The sequence below is a fragment of the Umezawaea endophytica genome (genome assembly GCF_025061645.1).
GTDB lineage: Bacteria > Actinomycetota > Actinomycetes > Mycobacteriales > Pseudonocardiaceae > Umezawaea > Umezawaea endophytica.
Window position 1 is genome coordinate 17,863 of the sequence record NZ_JANYMP010000031.1, and the last position, 17,268, is coordinate 35,130.

20 protein-coding genes and 1 pseudogene are annotated in these 17,268 nt (G+C 72.7%); 13 read left to right on the forward strand and 8 right to left on the reverse strand.

Annotation, left to right across the window (positions count from 1 at the left end; genetic code table 11):
- Window position 1 precedes the first annotated feature (1 nt).
- Together NZH93_RS41135 and NZH93_RS41140 are read right to left on the reverse strand one after the other, a co-directional pair.
- Window positions 2-169: a hypothetical protein gene (locus NZH93_RS41135; protein WP_259628750.1), complete on the reverse strand. Its 168-nt coding sequence runs from the start codon at window positions 167-169 to the stop codon at window positions 2-4.
- 123 nt (window positions 170-292) lie between these two features.
- Window positions 293-1,531 (reverse strand): YbiU family protein, encoded by a 1,239-nt coding sequence (locus tag NZH93_RS41140; RefSeq protein ID WP_259628751.1) that lies wholly within the window; start codon window positions 1,529-1,531, stop codon window positions 293-295.
- 81 nt (window positions 1,532-1,612) lie between these two features.
- Between NZH93_RS41140 and NZH93_RS41145 the strand changes: the two genes are divergently transcribed.
- From NZH93_RS41145 to NZH93_RS41170, 6 genes are all read left to right on the forward strand, one after another.
- Window positions 1,613-2,719 carry an ROK family transcriptional regulator gene (locus NZH93_RS41145; protein ID WP_259628752.1) on the forward strand — a complete coding sequence of 369 codons (1,107 nt, stop codon included), beginning with the start codon at window positions 1,613-1,615 and terminating at the stop codon, window positions 2,717-2,719.
- A gap of 10 nt (window positions 2,720-2,729) precedes the next feature.
- Window positions 2,730-3,299: a molybdenum cofactor guanylyltransferase gene (gene mobA, locus NZH93_RS41150; protein WP_259628753.1), complete on the forward strand. Its 570-nt coding sequence runs from the start codon at window positions 2,730-2,732 to the stop codon at window positions 3,297-3,299.
- Between the two features lie 45 nt (window positions 3,300-3,344).
- Complete coding sequence (locus NZH93_RS41155; RefSeq protein WP_259628754.1) at window positions 3,345-4,424, forward strand: AAA family ATPase; 1,080 nt, start codon at window positions 3,345-3,347, stop codon at window positions 4,422-4,424.
- Window positions 4,425-4,468: 44 nt separating this feature from the next.
- The gene (locus tag NZH93_RS41160; protein WP_259628837.1) at window positions 4,469-5,365 is read left to right on the forward strand and encodes a DUF58 domain-containing protein; all 897 of its coding nucleotides are present in this window, start codon (window positions 4,469-4,471) and stop codon (window positions 5,363-5,365) included.
- A complete protein-coding gene (locus NZH93_RS41165; RefSeq protein WP_259628755.1) occupies window positions 5,365-6,339 on the forward strand; it encodes a VWA domain-containing protein in 975 nt (324 codons plus the stop codon). The genes NZH93_RS41160 and NZH93_RS41165 overlap by 1 nt, the downstream gene beginning before the upstream one ends.
- 70 nt (window positions 6,340-6,409) lie before the next feature.
- Complete coding sequence (locus NZH93_RS41170) at window positions 6,410-7,012, forward strand: proteophosphoglycan 5 (RefSeq protein ID WP_259628756.1); 603 nt, start codon at window positions 6,410-6,412, stop codon at window positions 7,010-7,012.
- Here the strand turns inward: NZH93_RS41170 and NZH93_RS41175 are convergent.
- The 3 genes from NZH93_RS41175 to NZH93_RS41185 all read right to left on the reverse strand — a co-directional run bounded on the left by NZH93_RS41175 (window position 7,009) and on the right by NZH93_RS41185 (window position 10,248).
- Window positions 7,009-7,890 carry a TAXI family TRAP transporter solute-binding subunit gene (locus NZH93_RS41175; protein ID WP_259628757.1) on the reverse strand — a complete coding sequence of 294 codons (882 nt, stop codon included), beginning with the start codon at window positions 7,888-7,890 and terminating at the stop codon, window positions 7,009-7,011. The two genes, NZH93_RS41170 and NZH93_RS41175, sit on opposite strands and share 4 nt — an antisense overlap.
- Before the next feature lie 356 nt (window positions 7,891-8,246).
- Window positions 8,247-9,590 (reverse strand): sensor histidine kinase, encoded by a 1,344-nt coding sequence (locus tag NZH93_RS41180; protein WP_259628758.1) that lies wholly within the window; start codon window positions 9,588-9,590, stop codon window positions 8,247-8,249.
- Window positions 9,583-10,248, reverse strand: a complete 666-nt coding sequence (locus NZH93_RS41185) for a response regulator transcription factor (RefSeq protein WP_259628759.1) — start codon at window positions 10,246-10,248, stop codon at window positions 9,583-9,585. Before NZH93_RS41185 ends, NZH93_RS41180 begins: the two co-directional genes overlap by 8 nt.
- A 59-nt stretch (window positions 10,249-10,307) precedes the next feature.
- Here NZH93_RS41185 and NZH93_RS41190 point away from each other — a divergent pair, with 59 nt between their 5' ends.
- The 3 genes and pseudogenes from NZH93_RS41190 (at window position 10,308) to NZH93_RS41200 (ending at window position 12,717) form a co-directional block, all read left to right on the forward strand.
- Window positions 10,308-11,042, forward strand: coding sequence for an ANTAR domain-containing response regulator (locus NZH93_RS41190; RefSeq protein ID WP_259628760.1), 735 nt, complete (start codon window positions 10,308-10,310; stop codon window positions 11,040-11,042).
- 147 nt (window positions 11,043-11,189) lie between these two features.
- On the forward strand, window positions 11,190-11,507 hold the full coding sequence (locus tag NZH93_RS41195) for a YciI family protein (RefSeq protein ID WP_259628761.1): 318 nt from the start codon (window positions 11,190-11,192) through the stop codon (window positions 11,505-11,507).
- Window positions 11,507-12,717, forward strand: a pseudogene (locus NZH93_RS41200) (RNA polymerase sigma factor). The gene NZH93_RS41195 and the pseudogene NZH93_RS41200 overlap by 1 nt, the downstream one beginning before the upstream one ends.
- Here NZH93_RS41200 and NZH93_RS41205 read toward each other — a convergent pair.
- Entirely contained in the window at window positions 12,714-13,511 is a 798-nt protein-coding gene (locus NZH93_RS41205; RefSeq protein WP_259628762.1) for an ion transporter, read from the reverse strand. The pseudogene NZH93_RS41200 and the gene NZH93_RS41205 sit on opposite strands and share 4 nt — an antisense overlap.
- A 163-nt stretch (window positions 13,512-13,674) precedes the next feature.
- Here NZH93_RS41205 and NZH93_RS41210 point away from each other — a divergent pair, with 163 nt between their 5' ends.
- Together NZH93_RS41210 and NZH93_RS41215 are read left to right on the forward strand one after the other, a co-directional pair.
- Entirely contained in the window at window positions 13,675-14,064 is a 390-nt protein-coding gene (locus tag NZH93_RS41210; RefSeq protein ID WP_259628763.1) for a hypothetical protein, read from the forward strand.
- A 77-nt stretch (window positions 14,065-14,141) separates the two neighbouring features.
- On the forward strand, window positions 14,142-14,558 hold the full coding sequence (locus NZH93_RS41215) for a nitroreductase family deazaflavin-dependent oxidoreductase (protein ID WP_259628764.1): 417 nt from the start codon (window positions 14,142-14,144) through the stop codon (window positions 14,556-14,558).
- A 90-nt stretch (window positions 14,559-14,648) separates the two neighbouring features.
- On the opposite strand, the gene NZH93_RS41220 is transcribed toward NZH93_RS41215, so the two are convergent.
- A complete protein-coding gene (locus NZH93_RS41220) occupies window positions 14,649-15,242 on the reverse strand; it encodes a LysE/ArgO family amino acid transporter (protein WP_259628765.1) in 594 nt (197 codons plus the stop codon).
- A gap of 70 nt (window positions 15,243-15,312) precedes the next feature.
- On the opposite strand from NZH93_RS41220, the gene NZH93_RS41225 reads away from it, so the two are divergent.
- Together NZH93_RS41225 and NZH93_RS41230 are read left to right on the forward strand one after the other, a co-directional pair.
- Window positions 15,313-16,200 carry a LysR family transcriptional regulator ArgP gene (locus NZH93_RS41225; RefSeq protein ID WP_259628766.1) on the forward strand — a complete coding sequence of 296 codons (888 nt, stop codon included), beginning with the start codon at window positions 15,313-15,315 and terminating at the stop codon, window positions 16,198-16,200.
- 19 nt (window positions 16,201-16,219) lie between these two features.
- Window positions 16,220-16,684, forward strand: coding sequence for an SRPBCC domain-containing protein (locus tag NZH93_RS41230; protein WP_259628767.1), 465 nt, complete (start codon window positions 16,220-16,222; stop codon window positions 16,682-16,684).
- Window positions 16,685-16,692: 8 nt separating this feature from the next.
- Here the strand turns inward: NZH93_RS41230 and NZH93_RS41235 are convergent, their stop codons facing one another.
- Window positions 16,693-17,244 (reverse strand): helix-turn-helix domain-containing protein, encoded by a 552-nt coding sequence (locus NZH93_RS41235; RefSeq protein WP_259628768.1) that lies wholly within the window; start codon window positions 17,242-17,244, stop codon window positions 16,693-16,695.
- Window positions 17,245-17,268: the final 24 nt, after the last annotated feature.

Consider the following 17,268-nt stretch of genomic DNA (forward strand, 5'->3'; position numbering starts at 1 on the left):
TTCAGCCGACCTTCTTCTGGCTGTTCTCCATCACGACCTGGTGGGTGTGCTCGATGCGGATGACCAGTCGCTCGACGGAGTCGAGCACCCTGGACTCCGAGGTGGACCGCAGCTCCGCGAGGGGCAGTTCGGTCAGGTCGGCAACCCCGGTGTCCAGCACAGTGCTCATGTACGTAGTCCTTAACTCAAACGGCAGTAGATCACATATCAAATCATCAGCTTCTCACCCAGTTGGACGCGGGTCGCTCCATAATGGACCAATGTAAAACTCCGCAGTATTGCGGAATATCGGCTACCTCAGGCCCAGTTGGCGCCGTCCGACGGGTGACAGTTCGGCGGCGGACGGACGGCCCTGCCAGGTGGTCTCGTAGTCCTCGGCCGCGAAGTCGGTCGGGCTGGTGCCGTCGAGGAACGCCCGGCCGCACTGCTCGGCGTAGGCGGCGTTCTTCTCGCAGTACGGGCTCGCGGGGATGTACATGACGTTGCCCCAACCCTTCTGGTCCTCCACCGCGCCGACCGAGTGGATCACGTCGCCGTGCCACCAGACGGTGTCGCCCGGCTCCACGGCGGGGATCGGGGTGAGGGCGGGCAGGAGGGTCGGGTGCCACTTCTCGTCGATCGGCAGCGCCTGGCCGTTGGCCGCGCCGCACAGGTCGTCGTCGGCCACGTCGTCCTGCAAGGCGCGCAGGAGCAGGTAGGCCATGGCGGACGGGATGGGGACGACGTGCAGGACACCCTCCGTCGGCTCCATGTCCGACAGCGCGGTCCAGCCCTGGAAGGTGCGGAAGGCCGAGCACATGACCGTGGACTCGAACTCGTGGACCTCGGTGCGGTGGGCGCCGTCCCACGGGTCGTAGGCGTCGACATCGCCGTCGAAGACGTGGCGGAACACGTTCTGGTATGCGGGGAGCAGCCAGCGCTCGACCGAGCCGGAGTCGGTGTGCGGGGAGAGGCCGCCCGAGGTCGCGCCGGGCGCGCGGCGGCGGACGCGGTCGGGGTACGCGGTGTCGCGGGTCGGGTCGAACCAGGTGCGGCCCTGCGACTCGTGCTTCCAGAAGCCGTTGAGGAAGCGTCGGACGGCGACCATGCCCTCGTCCTCGCGGGCCTCCATCTGCGGTCTGGACCAGTAGATCGGGAAGATGGACGGCTTGCCTGCCGCGAGACCGCCGAACACGCCGTCGTCGACGTACTCGTAGGTCTTCTCGAACTCGTTGCGGTCCAGGTAGGAGACCAGTTCACGGTCCCACGCCTCGGCTCGTGCACGCGGGAACGTGCCCTTCACGACCGCGCACCCGCGCCGCCGGACGGCCTCCACGACGTCGGCCGGGACGGTGCCCGCGGCGACGTCCTCGAAGCGCACCACCGGCCAGACCTGCTCGCCGCGGTCGCGCTGGGCCACGACCTCGGCGACCTCCGCGCGCATCAACTCCTCGGCGCGGGCGAAGGCCTTGCCGACGTCGCCGATCCGGGCGCGGAGTTCGGCCTTCACCTGGCGGATGGCGGCGGGCATGTCCTGGGGAGCGGTGGTCACGGGAAACCTCCGGCTATTTGGTAAGGTGACCTAACTAGAACGTTCGCCTACGGTAGGCCAACCGACGGAGGGGGCGCAAGGGTGGAACGGGCGTTGCCCCAGTCGGTGCTGCGCGAGACCACCGACCGCGCGCTGTTCGACGAGGTCGTCGGCCGGGAACGCGTGACGAGGGCCGAACTCGCCGCCGCCACCGGCTTCTCCAAGCCGACCGTCTCGGAGTCCGTTCGACGGCTGACCGACGGCGGGCTGCTCGCGGCCACCGGCCCGCAGGAAACCGGCAGGCGCGGCCGGGTCGGCACCTTCTACGAACTCGGCGCGACGGCGGGCTGGGTGCTCGCGGTGGAGGTCGACCAGTCCGGCGTCCACGCGTGGGCCGCGGACCTCGCCGGACGCGTGCGGCACCGGCACGACCGGCCGCCCGGCGGCGCGGGCGACACCCGCGCGCTGGTCGACGCGCTGCGCGCGGTCGTCACCTCGGCGCTCGCCACGCCGCCCGCGGGCCCGCTGCGCGCCGTCGCGGTCTCGATGGCGAACCCGGTCCACCCGACCACGCACGAGGTCATCGCCCTGTCCGGCACGCCGTTCCCGGAAGGCCTGGTGAGCCCCGCCGACGTCCTCGCGGACCTGGTGACCGCGCCCGTGCTGGTCGACAACGACGTGAACCTCGCCGCGCTGGCCGAGCAGGGGTCCGTCGGCGCGGCGAGCTTCGCGTACGTCTACGTCGGCGCGGGCCTCGGCCTCGGCCTGTACCTCGGCGACCGGCTGGTCCGCGGCGCGCACGGCCTCGCGGGCGAGATCGGCTACCTGCCCGGCGCGGGCCCCGGCACGCTCGCCGCCGAACTCGCGGCCGACGGCTTCGGCCGCTCCGACGCCCCGTCCAACGACGTCACGGCCGTGCTCAAGGCCCTGGACGACGACGACCCGCGCGCGCTTGCCGTCCTCGTCGCCGCCGTCACCCGCGTCGTCGGCTCCGTCACGGCCGTCGTGGACCCCGAGGTGGTGCTCCTCGGCGGCCCGGTCGGCACGCACCCGACCCTGCTGGCCCCCGTGCGCGACGCCGTGGCCGCACTGTCGCCGAGCCCCGCCCGCGTCGAGCACGGCACGCTCGGCGTCCTGGCCCCGCTGCACGGCGCCACCCGGCTGGCGCTCGACCACGCCGTCCGCGCGGCCATCACCGGCCTGCCCTAGCGTGGTCCGCATGACCGACTGGGGCGCGATCGTGCTCGCCGGGGGCTCCGGGCGCAGGCTCGGCGGCGTGGACAAGGCCGGGGTCGTGCTCGGCGGCCGGACGCTGCTCGACCACGCTCTGGCGGCCGTCGCGGGAGCGGCGCCCGTCGTCGTGGTCGGCCCCCAGCGCGCTGCCGACGGTGTCGTGTGGACACGGGAGGACCCGCCGGGCGGAGGGCCGGTCGCCGGTCTGGCCGCCGGACTGGCGGCGGTGGCCGATGTGGACTTCGTGGCCGTGCTCGCGGTCGACCAGCCGGGGGTCACGGCCTCCACAGTGGACCGCCTGCGCGAAGCGGTCGGCGACGGCGCTGGGGCGGTGCTGGTCGACGACGGGCACCTCCAGTGGCTCGCGGGCGTCTGGCGGACGTCCGTGCTGCGCGCGGCCGTGCCCGCCGAACCCGACGGCGTGCCGCTGCGCTCCGTGCTCCGCCCGCTCGCCCCAGTCGAGGTCCCCGCGAGGCCCGGCGAGGCGGACGACGTGGACACTCCGGAGGACCTGTCGACCCTTCACAAGCGCCATACCGGTGACCGGGTTGACTAGGCTCGCGAAACCGCCAGTGCTGTGTGCGTTCTAGGAGGTTGACACGTGACCGAGTCCGGTCCGGGTACCGAGGGTGCGGTGGGCGAGACGACGCCCAACACCCCCGCGCGTGATGCCCAGTTGCTCGAACGGACCGTGTTCGAGGTCAAGCGCGTCATCGTCGGGCAGGACCGGCTGGTCGAGCGGATGCTCGTCGGTCTCCTCGCGAAGGGCCACCTGCTCCTCGAAGGCGTGCCCGGTGTCGCCAAGACGCTGGCGGTCGAGACGTTCGCGAGGGTCGTCGGCGGCTCGTTCTCACGCGTCCAGTTCACGCCCGACCTGGTGCCCGCGGACATCCTCGGCACCCGCATCTACCGGCAGAGCAGCGAGACGTTCGACGTCGAACTGGGCCCGGTCGTCGCGAACTTCGTCCTCGCGGACGAGATCAACCGCGCGCCCGCCAAGGTGCAGTCGGCGATGCTGGAGGTGATGGCGGAGCGGCACGTGTCCATCGGCGGCAAGACGTTCCCCATGCCGAACCCGTTCCTCGTGCTCGCCACCCAGAACCCGATCGAGAACGAGGGCGTCTACCCCCTCCCGGAAGCCCAGCGCGACCGGTTCCTGTTCAAGATCCAGGTCGAGTACCCGACCGCCGAGGAAGAGCGCGAGATCGTCTACCGCATGGGCGTCGAGGCGCCCGTGCCCAGCCAGGTCCTCAGCCCGGAGGAGCTCGTCCGCCTCCAGGGCGTCGCGTCCCGCGTGTTCGTGCACCACGCGCTGGTCGACTACGTGGTGCGCGTCGTGATCGCGACCCGCGCGCCGAAGGAGCACCAGCTCGACGACGTCGCGGGCTGGGTCGCGTACGGCGCCTCGCCCCGCGCCAGCCTCGGCATCATCGCCGCCGCCCGCGCGCTCGCGCTCGTCCGCGGCCGGGACTACGTGCTGCCGCAGGACGTCGTCGACGTCGTGCCGGACGTGCTGCGCCACCGCCTCGTGCTGTCCTACGACGCGCTCGCCGACGGCGTGCCGCTCGACCACATCATCACGCGCGTCCTCCAGACCGTGCCGCTGCCCCAGGTGTCCGCCCGGCCGCAGCCGCCCACCGGCCAGCCGGTCGCGCAGGCCGGGATGGCCGGCAGGCCGTGAGCGCCGAGAAGGCCGGCGAGCGTCCGTCGTGGGCGCCGCCGGTGATGCACGGCGGCCGCATGGAGGCCGCGCTGCGCACGCTCGAACTCGAGGTGCGCCGCAGGCTCGACGGGCTGCTCCAGGGCAACCACATGGGTTTCGTGCCCGGCCCCGGCTCCGAACCGGGTGAGGCGCGCACCTACCAGCCCGGCGACGACGTGCGCCGGATGGACTGGGCCGTCACCGCGCGCACGACCATCCCGCACATCCGCGAGACCGTCGCCGACCGCGAGCTGGAGACGTGGATGGCGATCGACCTGTCGCCCAGCCTCGACTTCGGCACCGCCGTGTGCGAGAAGCGCGACCTGGCCATCGCCGCCACGGCCGCCGTCGCGCACCTCACCAGGGGCGGCGGCAACCGGATCGGCGCGCTGGTCTCGACCGGTGACGCGCTCGTCCGCGTCCCGGCCCGAGGTGGCCTCGCGCACGCCCGCGGCCTGATCCGCCGCGTCGCGGAGACGCCCCGCGCGCCCGAGGGCACCAGGGGTGACCTGGCCGGGGTCGTCGAGCAACTCCGCCGCCCACCGCGCCGCCGCGGCCTCGTCGTGGTGATCTCCGACTTCCTCGGCGACACCGGCTGGCAGCGCCCGCTGCGCGCCCTGTCCGCCCGGCACGACCTGGTCGCGATCGAGGTCGTCGACCCGCGTGACATCGACCTGCCCGAGGTGGGCACGGTCGTGCTCGCCGACCCGGAAACGGGGCGGCAGCGGGAGGTCACCGCGTCCCCGCTGCTGCGCCGCGAGTTCGCCGCCGCCGCCGCGGAACACCGCGCGGGCGTGGCCGCGGGCCTGCGCCAGGCGGGCGCGGGCCACCTCGTGCTGCGCACCGACTCGGACTGGATCGCCGACGTCGTCCGCTTCGTCGTCGCCCGCAAGCGCCGCTGGTCTGGAGGAGTCGCCTGATGCTCGGGCTCAGCTTGGGGGCGTTCGCGACTCCGTGGTGGTTCCTGCTCACGATCGCGATCGTCGCGCTCGCCGCCGTCTACGTGCTGCTGCAACGGGTGCGCCGCAAGCGGATGCTGCGCTTCGCGAACCTGGAGCTGCTGGAGAAGGTCGCCCCGAAGCGTGAGGGCTGGTACCGCCACGTCCCCGCCGCGTTCCTGCTCGTCGCGTTCCTCCTGCTGACCATCGCGCTCGCCGGGCCGACCGCCGAGCAGAAGGTCCCGCGCAACCGCGCCACCGTCATGCTGGTGATCGACGTGTCGCTGTCCATGAAGGCCACCGACATCCAGCCCTCACGCCTGGAAGCCGCCCAGGTGGCCGCGAAGTCGTTCGCCGAGGGCCTCACACCGGGCATCAACCTCGGCCTGATCTCGTTCGCGGGCTCGGCCACCGTGCTCGTCGCGCCGACCACCGACCGCGACGCCGTCAGCCAGAGCATCGGCGACCTGAAACTGGCGCAGTCGACCGCGACCGGTGACGCGATCGTCGCCGCCATGGCCGCCATCGACTCGTTCGGCAAGGTCGTCGGGGGCGCGGACGGCCCACCGCCCGCCCGCATCGTGCTGATGACGGACGGCAAGGAGACGGTCGGCACGCGCAAGGCGTTCGACGCCGCCGAGGACGCCAAGACCGCGGGCATCCCGATCTCGACGATCTCCTTCGGCACCGAGGAGGGAGTGGTCGAGATCGAGGGCCGCCGTCAGGACGTGCCGGTGGACGACGATTCGATGAAGGAGATCGCGAAGCTGTCCGGCGGCGAGTTCTTCAAGGCCGCCAGCGCCGAGGAGCTGCGCCGCGTCTACGACACGCTCGGCGAGCAGATCGGCTTCGAGAAGAAGCAGGCCGACGCCAGCAAGCCGTGGCTCGTGCTGGGCACGATCCTGGCCATGCTGTCGGCGGCGGGAGCGCTCGTCTTCAGCCAGCGCCTGCCCTAGCCTCCCGGAATTGTCGGACCCCTTTGGCAGCATGAGCCGTGTTGCCCGATCCGACGACTAGGAGAAGCACGTGGCACTGGTACCGGTCGACCTCCCGAGCCCGCTGGAGATGCGCGCGCGCTGGGCCGCGCACTCGGCGGTGATGGCGGCGCTCGGGTACGGCGACAGCGCGAACGCCGACCGCGGCCCGTGGTACTACGACGACGGCGGCGGCAACTGGGCGGAGCTGCACCGGCTCGACGGTGATCGGGCGGTGCTGCTCGGCCACGACCACGAGTACTCGGACACCTACTACAACCTGGCCGCGGAGTACTTCGGCGAGGACGAGACCGATCTGCTGGCCGGTGCTCCCGACTGGTGGGGTGAGCCGGTGCGGGCGACGGAGGAGCCCGGTCGCTGGATCGGGTTCGTCTACGGCTACGCCGACGGGGAGTGGCAGCGGGTGCCGTACGACCTGCACGACGGGTTCACGTCGGTCAACCCGCCGCTGGTGTCCGACGAGAGGTGTCGCGAGCTGATCGCCGCGTTCACCAAGAGATCCGAGGACGACGCGGCGATCGGCGCCCTGATCGCGGCCGACGGCGCCGTCACCGAGGAGCAGGTGGCCGCCGTGGTCGACGAGTCGAAGGACGCCGCGGCGGGGGTGGTGGCCGCTCGGCGGTTCCTCGACTAGCCGTGCAGGTCGCGGTACGCCGTGGCCGCTCCGGGGTGCAGCGGGATGTCCGTGGTGCCGATGAGGCTGCGGACGTCCAGGAACTGGGTGCCCAACGCCTGCTCCGGCACGAGCGCGGCGGCTCGTTCGACCAGCGTGCGGGTGATGGCTCCGGCGATGTCGTTCGGCAGGTCCGCGCGGCAGACGAGCAGGTTGGCGACCCCGACCGTGGGGACCTCGGCGGGTGCGCGGTAGACGCCGGCGGGGACGGACACGGGTTCGTAGACGCGGCCGTAGCGCTGCCGGAGCGAGGGGAGGACGTCGGCCAGGGGGAGGAGCCTGACCGGGGTTTTCGCGTCCAAAGTGGACACCGTCGGGGTGGGGACGCCGCCGGACCACAGGAACGCGTCGATCCGCCGGTCCGCCAACGCTTGCGCGGCCTCCGCGAGCGGCAGGTGGTCGATCAGCGAGCCCAGGGTCGCCTCGGTGACGAGCCGCTCGCCGAACACGCTCGCGCCCGATCCGCGCGCGCCGAGGGACAGGGGCCGGTTGGCGAGGTCGCGCACCGAGCGGGCCGGGTCGTCGGCGCGGACGACGAGCTGGAAGTAGTTCTCGTAGACGCGGCCGAGCGCGCGCAGGTCGGTGCCCGTGGCGGTGTCGGCCAGCGTGAGCCCGAGGTCGACCTGCCGGTCCCGGAGGAGCGACAGGTTCTCCAGGCTGCCCGCCGTCATGCGGGGGGTGACGTGCGGGTTCGGTTCGAGTTGGCGGGCGAGGAGCGTGGCGAAGTCGAGGTAGAGACCGCCCTGCTCCCCGGCGGCGAGGGTCAGGTCGGCGATGGGGGTGCCGGTGCCGCAGGCCGTGACGGCCAGCGTGCCGAGGAGGAACGTCCGGCGGTTCACGGTGACGCCGGGTGGTGGGGACGAGCCGTGGGAAGGGGTCGATGGCTGGGGCTGCGGGGTGGGTGAGCTGGTTGGTGAGGTGGCGGCTGAGAGCCGGGGCGCTGGGGTAGGTGTGCCGGTTCGTGGGGGAGCGGCTGGCGGCTGGGGCTCAGAGGTGGGTGTGCTGCTTGGCGGCTGGGGCTGCGGGGTGGGTGTGCCGATTTGTGGGGAGGCGGCCGACAGCCGTGGCGCCGGGATGGATGTGCCGGGGCGCGGTGGGGGCGTTGGCGTGGGGCGGGGTTGGCGGTTCACCGCAGGGGCTCCGGGGTGGGCGGGCCGGGTGCGGCGGTTTGCGGTAGCGGTGTTGGGGTGGCGGTTCACAGCGGGGGCTCCAGGGGGAGGGTGAGTCGGGCGCGCAGGCCGTGTGGGGTGACCGCGGACAGTTCCAGCGCGCCGCCGCGGGCGGTGGCCACTCGGTCGGCGATGGCCAGGCCCAGGCCGGTGCCGCGAGGTGTCGTGTCGCCGCGCCAGAAGCGGGTCGTGGCGTGGGCGAGGTCTTCCTGGGACAGGCCGGGGCCGTGATCGACCACCTCCAGCCAGGCCGTGCCGCCCGAGCGGTCCGCGCCGGTCGTCACCCGGCCGCCCCCGCCGTACTTGGTCGCGTTGTCCAGCAGCACGTCCAACACCTGCGCGACGTCGGACTCGGGGCACCGCACCAGGATCGCGAGCCCCGAGGGCACCTCGGCCTCGGCGGACCAGAAGTCGGCGCGGTCGGACACCACCGCGCCCAGGTCGGCCAGCGCCGGTTCCCGTCCGCCCGCCGCGGCCTCCGTGGCGGTGCTCTCGGCGGTGGCCAGCGCCAGCAGGCCGTCCAGCAGCGACTCCAGCCGCTCGACCTCGGCCACCGCCGCGCGGTAGGTGCCGTCCGGTCCGACCTGGGCCGACAGGACGTCCATCCGCAGCCGCAGCGCGGCCAACGGGTTGCGCAACTGGTGCGAGGTGTCGGCGATCAGCCTGCGCTGCTGGTCGGCCGCCTCGCTGACCGCGTCGGACATCCGGTTGAACGACTCGGACAGCGCCCGCAGCTCCTTCGGTCCGCTGCTGCCCGGCACGTGCGCCCGTTGCTGCCCGGCCGCGACGGCCCGCACTCCGCCCTCCAGTTCGGCCAGCGGTCGCAGCAGCCACCGCGACACGACCAGCGCCAACAGCACGCACCCCAGCGCGGCGGCCAGCGCGCCCGCCAGCACCCAGACCCAGCCGACCGTCACGTCGGACGCTGCTCGTCCGGTCGACGCGCGCAGCACGACGACCCCCGCGACGCTCGTGCCGGTGCCCACCGGGCGGGCGAACACGACCGGGCCGCTCGTCCACGGCCGGACGGTCGGCACCGCGGCGGCGGGCTGGTTGCGCAGCGCGGCGTCGACGGCCGCGGCCAGCGCCGGGTCGTCGGGGGAGACGTCGCCGGAACGGGCCACGACCTGCCGCTGCACGTCGATGACCAGCACCGGCTCGTCGTACAGCGCGGTGTAGGCGGTGATCTCGGCGGTCAGCGCCTCCCGGTCGCCGGTCGCCAGCGCGGCGAACCGGTCGACGTCGGCCGTTCGGCTGATCGTGAACCGCTGGGTGCGCTCGGCCGCCGTGCTCTCCAGCAGCGGCAGCGCGAACGCCGTGACGGCCGTTGCCGAGAACAGCAGCAGCACGATCAGCAGACGTCTACGCATCCGTGCTCAACCGGTAGCCGAAACCGCGGATCGTGGTCAGCACACCGGGCCGGTCCAGCTTGGCCCGCAACTGCGTGAGGTGCACGTCCAGCGTCCGCGACACCGCGAGGTACGCGTCACCCCACACCTCGTCCATGAGTTGCTGCCTACTGACCGCCGTGCCGGGACGGCTCGCCAGCACGGCCAGCACCTCGAACTCCTTCGTCGTCAGCGCGACCTCCGCGCCCGCCACGAGCACGCGCCGCGCGTCCAGGTCGATCTCCACGTCACCGCACCGCACCACCCGGTCCGCGGGCGCGCCGTGGGCCGCCGACCGCCGGGCCACGGCGTCCATCCGCGCCAGCAGTTCGGCGAGGCGGACCGGTTTGACCAGGTAGTCGTCCGCGCCGAGCCGCAGTCCACGCACGATCGTGCGCTCGTCGCCACGGGCCGTGAGCACGACGATCGGCACGTCCGCCATCCGCCGGATCTTCCGCAGCACCTCCAGCCCGTCGGTGTCCGGCAGGCCCAGGTCGAGCAGCAGCAGGTCGAAGTCGCGGTGCGCGGTCAACGCGTCCGCGCCCCGCGCGACCCGCTTCGGCTCGTGGCCGTTCGCCCCGAGCGCCTCCACCAGGGCGTCGGCCACCCCGTCGTCGTCCTCGACGAGCAGTACGCGCACGGGTGCTCCTTCCGCGTGTGGGGGTTCAGTATCGCTTCCCGTGTGTGGACAATGCCGGTGTGAGCATCGATGAGGTGGAGTCGGCTGCCCGACTCGACGAGGCCAGCGCGGCCCTGGAAGACCTCCAGGGTGTGCTCGCCGGTGAACAACCCATCCAGGAGGCCCTCCAGGGCCTCGCGGAGGCCGCCGTCCGGGTGATCGCGGACGCCGGCGCCGTCAGCATCACGATCGTGGACGGGACCGAGGCCAGCACCGCGGCGTCCACCAGCGAGGACGTCATCCACGTCGACGCCGAGCAATACGCCTCCGGCGAGGGCCCCTGCCTCGAGGCCGCCCGCACCATCACCCCGGTCCGCGTGGCGGTCGACGCCGCCCACGAACGCTGGCCCGTGTTCGCCGCCGCCGCCACCAAGGCGGGCGTCCGCGCCTACCTCTCCGCCCCGCTGGCCGTCGGCGAAGACGTCCTCGGCTCGCTCAACGTCTACGGCTACGTAGACGAGGCCTTCGACCCCTACGACGAGGCCCTCCTCCGCCTCTTCACCACCGCCGCCTCAGGCGCCATCACCGCAGCCCGCCGCTCGGCCCGCTCCCGCCAGATCATCGCCAACCTCACCAAGGCCCTCGTGTCCCGCGCCGAGATCGACCAGGCCAAGGGCGCGCTGATGGCGGTGCACGGCATCGAGCCCGACGCGGCGTTCGAACGACTCGTGGAGGAGTCCCAGGCGACGAACACCAAGCTCGTCGAGGTGGCCAGGAAGCTCCTGGTGTCGCTGCGGGAGCGGGAAGAGGGTTAGTCGAGCCCCGCGCGGCTCCCTGACCTGCTCCGTTCGCGCCCGGAGCCCACACCGACGTGGTCGCGGAAAACTCGTGGTGCCACCCTGTCGATTTCGGTCGTCCCCGTTCGTCGGGTCATCGACACGACGGAAACCACGGAGGTTCACATGCGCTACATGCTGCTGATCTGCGCCCAGGAAGGCGTTGACGTCGGCGAGGTCGACCCGATCGAGCCGTGGTTGGAGTTCGTCGGGGACCGGAGGGTGGACGGGTCGCGGTTGCGGCCGAGTGGGGATGCCACGAGCGTGCAGGTGCGTGGCGGGGACGTGCTGTTGTCGGACGGGCCGTTCGCGGAGACGAAGGAACAGGTCGCGGGGTTCGACCTGGTCGAGTGCGCGGACCTGGACGAGGCGCTGGAGATCGCGGGGCGGCACCCGGTGGCGAAGTTCGGGACGGTCGAGGTCAGGCCGCTCTGGGAGGACTGATGATCGAGGTCGATGTCGCGTTCCGGGAGGAGTGGGGGAACGTCGTCGCGACGCTCATCCGGACCACCGGGGACTGGGATCTCGCCGAGGAGTGCGCGCAAGACGCTTTCGCGACCGCGCTGGAGCGCTGGCCGGTGGACGGGGTGCCGCGGCGGCCGGGGGCGTGGTTGACGACGACGGCGCGGAACCGGGCGCTCGACCGGTTGCGGCGCAAGGCGAACGAGGCGGTGAAGCTGCGGGAGGTGGCGGCTGTGGCGTACCCGGAGGACCCCGAGGTCGACGAGGTGCCGGACGAGCGGTTGCGGTTGATCTTCACGTGCTGCCACCCCGCGCTGGCGGTGGAGGCGCAGGTGGCGTTGACGCTGCGGACGCTCGTCGGGCTGAGCACGGTGGAGATCGCGCGGGCGTTCCTGGTGCCCGAGGCCACGATGGCGCAGCGGCTGGTGCGGGCCAAGCGGAAGATCCGCAACGCCGGGATCCCGTACCGGGTGCCGCCCGCGCACCTGCTGCCGGACCGGCTGCGTGGGGTGCTGGGGGCGCTGTACCTGCTGTTCAACGAGGGGTACTCGGCGACGGCGGGCGCCGACCTGGTGCGGCGGAACCTGTGCGCCGAAGCGGTCAGGGTGACGCGGGTGCTCGTGGGCCTGATGCCGGACGAACCGGAGGCGGTGGGGCTGCTGGCGTTGATGCTGCTGCACGACGCGCGGCGGGAGACCAGGGTCGACGCGGCCGGTGACCTGGTGCTGCTCGACGAGCAGGACCGGACGCGGTGGAACCGGGCGCAGATCGCCGAGGGGAGGCGCTGGTGGAGTCGGCGCTGCGGCGCGGTCCGGTCGGGCCGTACCAGGTGCAGGCCGCCATCGCCGCGTGCCACACGTCCGCCGTGGAGGCGTCGGACACGGACTGGCCGCAGATCGCCGCTCTCTACGGGACGTTGGCGCGGCTGGTGCCGACCCCCGTGGTGGAGTTGAACCGGGCGGTGGCCGTGGCGATGGCCGACGGGCCCGCCGTCGGGCTGGCGCTGGTGCGGGCGCTGGAGGCGTCGGGTGGGTTGGAGGGGTACCACCTGCTGGCCGCCACGCGCGCGGACCTGTTGCGGCGCTTGGGAAGGCGGGCCGAAGCGGCGGCCGCCTACCGGGAGGCCCTCGCGCTGGTGGCCACCGACGCCGAACGGCGGTTCCTGGTGCGGCGCCTGGCCGAGGTGGGCTAGTCGGAACCGTTCGCGGGCTGCATGCGCAGGGCCCGGACCTCCTCGCGCAGCGCCCTGATCTCCTCCAGCACCTCGTCCGGGGCGCCGCGCTGGGCTGGCACCACCGGCGAGGTCTGGATCTCGGACTCCATGGCGCTGCACACGACCGCGATGAACAGGTTGAGCATGGTGAACGTGCCGACCAGCAGGTAGCAGACGAAGAAGATCCAGGCCAGCGGTTGGGCGGGCATGAGGTCCCGCATCATGTCCGACCAGCCGTCGCCCGTGGTGATCTGGAACAGCGTGAGGACGGTGGCGCCCAGGTCGCCGAACCTCGGGTCGCCAGTGGACTGGAACAGGTTGCTGGCCACCACCCCGCCCACGTAGAGGAGCAGCACCAGCAGACCGGACAGCGACACCAGTCCGGGGATGGACTTCACCAGCGCGGAGACGACCCTGCGCATGCTGGGGACCATCGACACCAGGCGCAGGGCCCGCAGGATGCGCAGCGAGCGGACCACGGAGAGCACGCCGCCCGCCGGGAGCAGGGAGACGCCGACGACCAGGAAGTCGAAGCAGTTCCACGGGTCCTTGAAGAACCGGAGGCGGTGGGCGTACAGGCGCGCGGCCAGTTCCACCACGAAGACGCCGAGCGCGACGCGGTCCACGGTGGAGAGGAGCGGGCCGTGCGCGGCGACCATCGACGGGGAGGTCTCGCAGCCCAGGGCCGCGGCGTTCACGACGATGACCACGATGATCATCCGTTGGAACCGCTTGCCTTCCACGAGGTGGCCTACGCGGTCGCGCAACGACATGGGAACTCCTGAATGGGTTTTTCCGCGCCTCGGCACTAACTCCATTGGGTGACAAGGGTTGTGCGCCTCGGGTTTGTCCATTCCGGACGATAACAGGCGAGTCCGGCTCGCGTTCGGGTCGGGTGAACCGGGTGCCGCCGGTCGCCGTCCCTAGGCTGGTGGCATGACTGAGTACACGGAAGAGGAAGGCCGGACGCTCCGCACGGCCGTGTTCGGGGCGATGGTCCTCGTGTCCACCGCCGACGCCGGGTCGCTCGACCAGGAGAGCCAGGCCGGTGGACGGGCGATGGCGCACCTGTCGCCGGAGCTGCGCGAGGTGCTGAAGGCCGGGCGGCCCGTCCTGCCCGCCGGGTCGGTGTCCGACGTGGAGGACGGCGTGCTGTTCGCGCTGCGCCGGTCCGTCGAGATCCTCGCCGCGAAGGCGCCCGCCGAGGCCGAGGCGTTCCCCGCCGCCGTGGTGGCGATCTGCCGCGAGGTCGCCCGCGCCGACGGCCAGGTCGCCCCGGCCGAGGGCGCGATGGTCGCCAAGGTGGAGGCCGCGCTCGCGCGGTGACGCGCCGGGAATCCCAGTAGCGTGGAATCCGGCAACGCCGGTGGCGCGCCGAGGCGTGCCAGGAGGAAGGGTTGGCGATGGCGGACGACGCGGGCGGCTGGAACCAGAAGATCATCGACGAGTTCCACGCGAACGGCGGGAAGGTCGGCGGGCCGTTCGAGGGGCGGCGGCTGGTGCTGCTCACCATGGTGGGGGCCAGGAGCGGGCAGGAGCGGACCACGCCGCTGGTCAGCAGCGTCGACGGCGACCGGCTGGTCATCGCCGCGTCGTACGGCGGCGCGGACCGGAACCCCGACTGGTACCACAACGTCCTGGCGAACCCGCGGGTGACGGTGGAGGTCGGCACGGAGAAGTTCGAGGCCACCGCCAAGGAGGTCACGGACCGGGCCGAGCGCGACCGGTTGTACGCGGGCATGGTCGAGGAGATGCCCGGTTTCGCCGACTACGAGACGAAGACCGACCGGCTGATCCCGGTCATCGTGCTGGAGCGCTGAGGCCGTTGACGGGTCCCGGTCCCCGCGGACCGGGGCCCTGTCACGTCAGACCGCCGCGGCGCTTGGCCTTTCAGCCGAAAGCCGGGCCGCTCACCCGACCGCCAGTGACACGCCGATGGCGGTCATGACGGCGGCGATCGAGCCGTCCACGAACCGCCACGCCAGCGGGCGGGACAGGACCGGGGCTAGCTTGCGGGCGCCCAGGCCGAGACCGGTGAACCAGAGGGCGCTCGCCGTCGTCGCGCCCGCGCCGAACGCCCACGGGCTCGGGTCGTCGTGGGCGACCGTCCCCATGAGCAGCACGGTGTCGAGGTACACGTGCGGGTTGAGGAACGTCATCGCCAGGCAGGCCAACAGGGTTGCCCGCAGGGTGGCGGGCGGGAGGTCCAGCGGTGTCAGGGCGCTCGGGCGGAACGCCCTCCGGGCGGCCAGGACGGCGTAGCCGATGAGGAACGCGGCACCGCCCCAGCGCACGGCCGTCAGCGCGCCCGGCGCGGACGTCAGGACGGCGCCGAGGCCCGCGATACCCGCGGCCACCAGCGCCGCGTCGGCCACCACGCAGGTGACCACGACCGGCAGCACGTGTTCGCGGCGTAGACCCTGGCGCAGGACGAACGCGTTCTGCGCCCCGATCGCGACGATGAGAGCGAAGCAGAAGCCGAAACCGGCGAGAGCGGAACCCATGCGGGGGACGCTAGGAGCACCGGCTCCCGCATTCCAGCTAAAGATTCTTCAGCACCCTTAGAATCGCTTCATGTCACTCGACCCGGTGCAGCTCGCGACGTTCCAGGCGGTCGTCGAGCACGGCAGCTTCGACGCCGCGGCGAAGGTGCTGCACGTGACGCCGTCGGCGGTGAGCCAGCGCGTCAAGGCGCTGGAGCAGGTCGTCGGGCAGGTGCTGGTGCGGCGCACCCGGCCGTGCGAGCCGACGGACGCGGGCAGGCCGCTGGTGCGGTTGGGCGGCCAGGTCGCGCTGCTCGAACGCGAAGCGCTCGCCGACGCCCGCGGCGCGCTGGGCGGCCAGGCCCGCACGCGGGTCGCCGTCGTCGTCAACGCCGACTCGCTCGCGGGCTGGTTCCTGCCGGTCCTCACCGAGCTGCCCGACGTGGCGTTCGAACTGCACACCGACGACGAGGGGCATACCGCCGAGCTGCTGCGCGCCGGCGCGGTGATGGCCGCCGTCACCTCCGAGCGCGTCGCCGTCCAGGGCTGCCGGGTCACGCGCCTCGGCGCGATGCGCTACCTCGCCGTCGCCTCACCCGACCGCCACGCGGAGTGGTTCGCCGACCGCGACCCGGCCGAGGCGTTCGCGGTCGCGCCGGTGATCTGCTTCAACCGCAAGGACGTCACCCAACGGCGGTTCGCCCGCTCGATGACCCGCCGCGACGTCGACCCGCCCACGCACTTCGTGCCCGCCGCGGCGAGCTTCACCGAAGCGGTCCGGCTCGGCCTCGGCTGGGGCCTGGTGCCCGAGGGGGTCGCGCGCCCCGACCTCGCCGACGGCAGGCTGGTCGACCTGGCGCCGGGCCACCACCTCGACGTGCCGCTGTACTGGCAGTGCTGGCGGCTGGAGTCGGCGGTGCTGTCGGCGTTGACCGCGGCGGTCCGCTCGGCCGCCGCGAGCGCGCTGCGCACGGCGTGACGCGGACTAACCTGGTCCCATGCCACGGACCGACACCGGATCACGCGTCTACGCCGCCTCACCCGACCGCGTGTACGCCGCCCTGGTCGACCCGGCCGCGCTCACGGCCTGGTTGCCGCCCAAGGGGATGAGCGGCAGGTTCGACCGGTTCGATGTGCGCCCCGGTGGGTCGTACCGCCTGGTCCTGACCTACGCGGACGCGTCGGCCTCACCGGGGAAGGCCACCCCCGACTCGGACGTGGTCGAGGCGCGGTTCGTCGACGTCGTCCCCGGTGTGCGCGTGGTGCAGGCGGTCGACTTCGTCTCCGACGACCCGTCCTACGCGGGCACGATGACCATGACCTGGGAGGTCAGCGCCGTCGACACCGGCACGCGGGTGGAGATCCGCGCCGACGACGTCCCCGACGGCATCTCCGCCGAGGACCACGCCGCCGGGCTGGCGTCCTCGCTGGAGAACCTCGCCGAGTACCTCGAAGGCGCCTGACCGCTGCCTCAGGCGGGCTCGGTGTCCGCCGGTGGTTCCTCGATCGGGAAGAGGATCGGGCTGAGGAGGTAGCGCGCGCGGTCCGGGGTCGGCTGGTTGGCCAGGTGGGGCACGATCGCGTGGCGCATGCCCTCGATCATCGCCAGCACCTCGTCCGGGCTGAGCCAGACCGCGTGCTGTCGGTAGCCGACGAGGTCGGTCGCCGGTGCGGCGCCGTCGCGGTCCAGGTAGGCGTTGAACTCGGCGACCAGCGCCGCCATCGCCGCCGCGAAGGCGCGCTGGTGGTCGGCGGGCGACAGCGACTCGAAGGTGTCGGTGTCGACGCTCGCGCGGTCGTGGCGCAGCCGGTACCGGCGTTCGACGGCGCCGCGCACCCGGCGTTCGTCGGCCACCTCCAGGATCCCGCCCGCCGCGAGCAGGTCGACGTGCCGGTAGACCATGGCCTTCGAGACGTCGGGCAGCAGCGCGGACAGCTCGGTGGTCGTGAGCAGCCGACCCCCGCGCAGGGCGTGGACGACCCGGAGCCGCACGGGGTGTCCCAGGAGTTCCAACGTGTTCACGAGACAACGATCTCACGCGGTGAT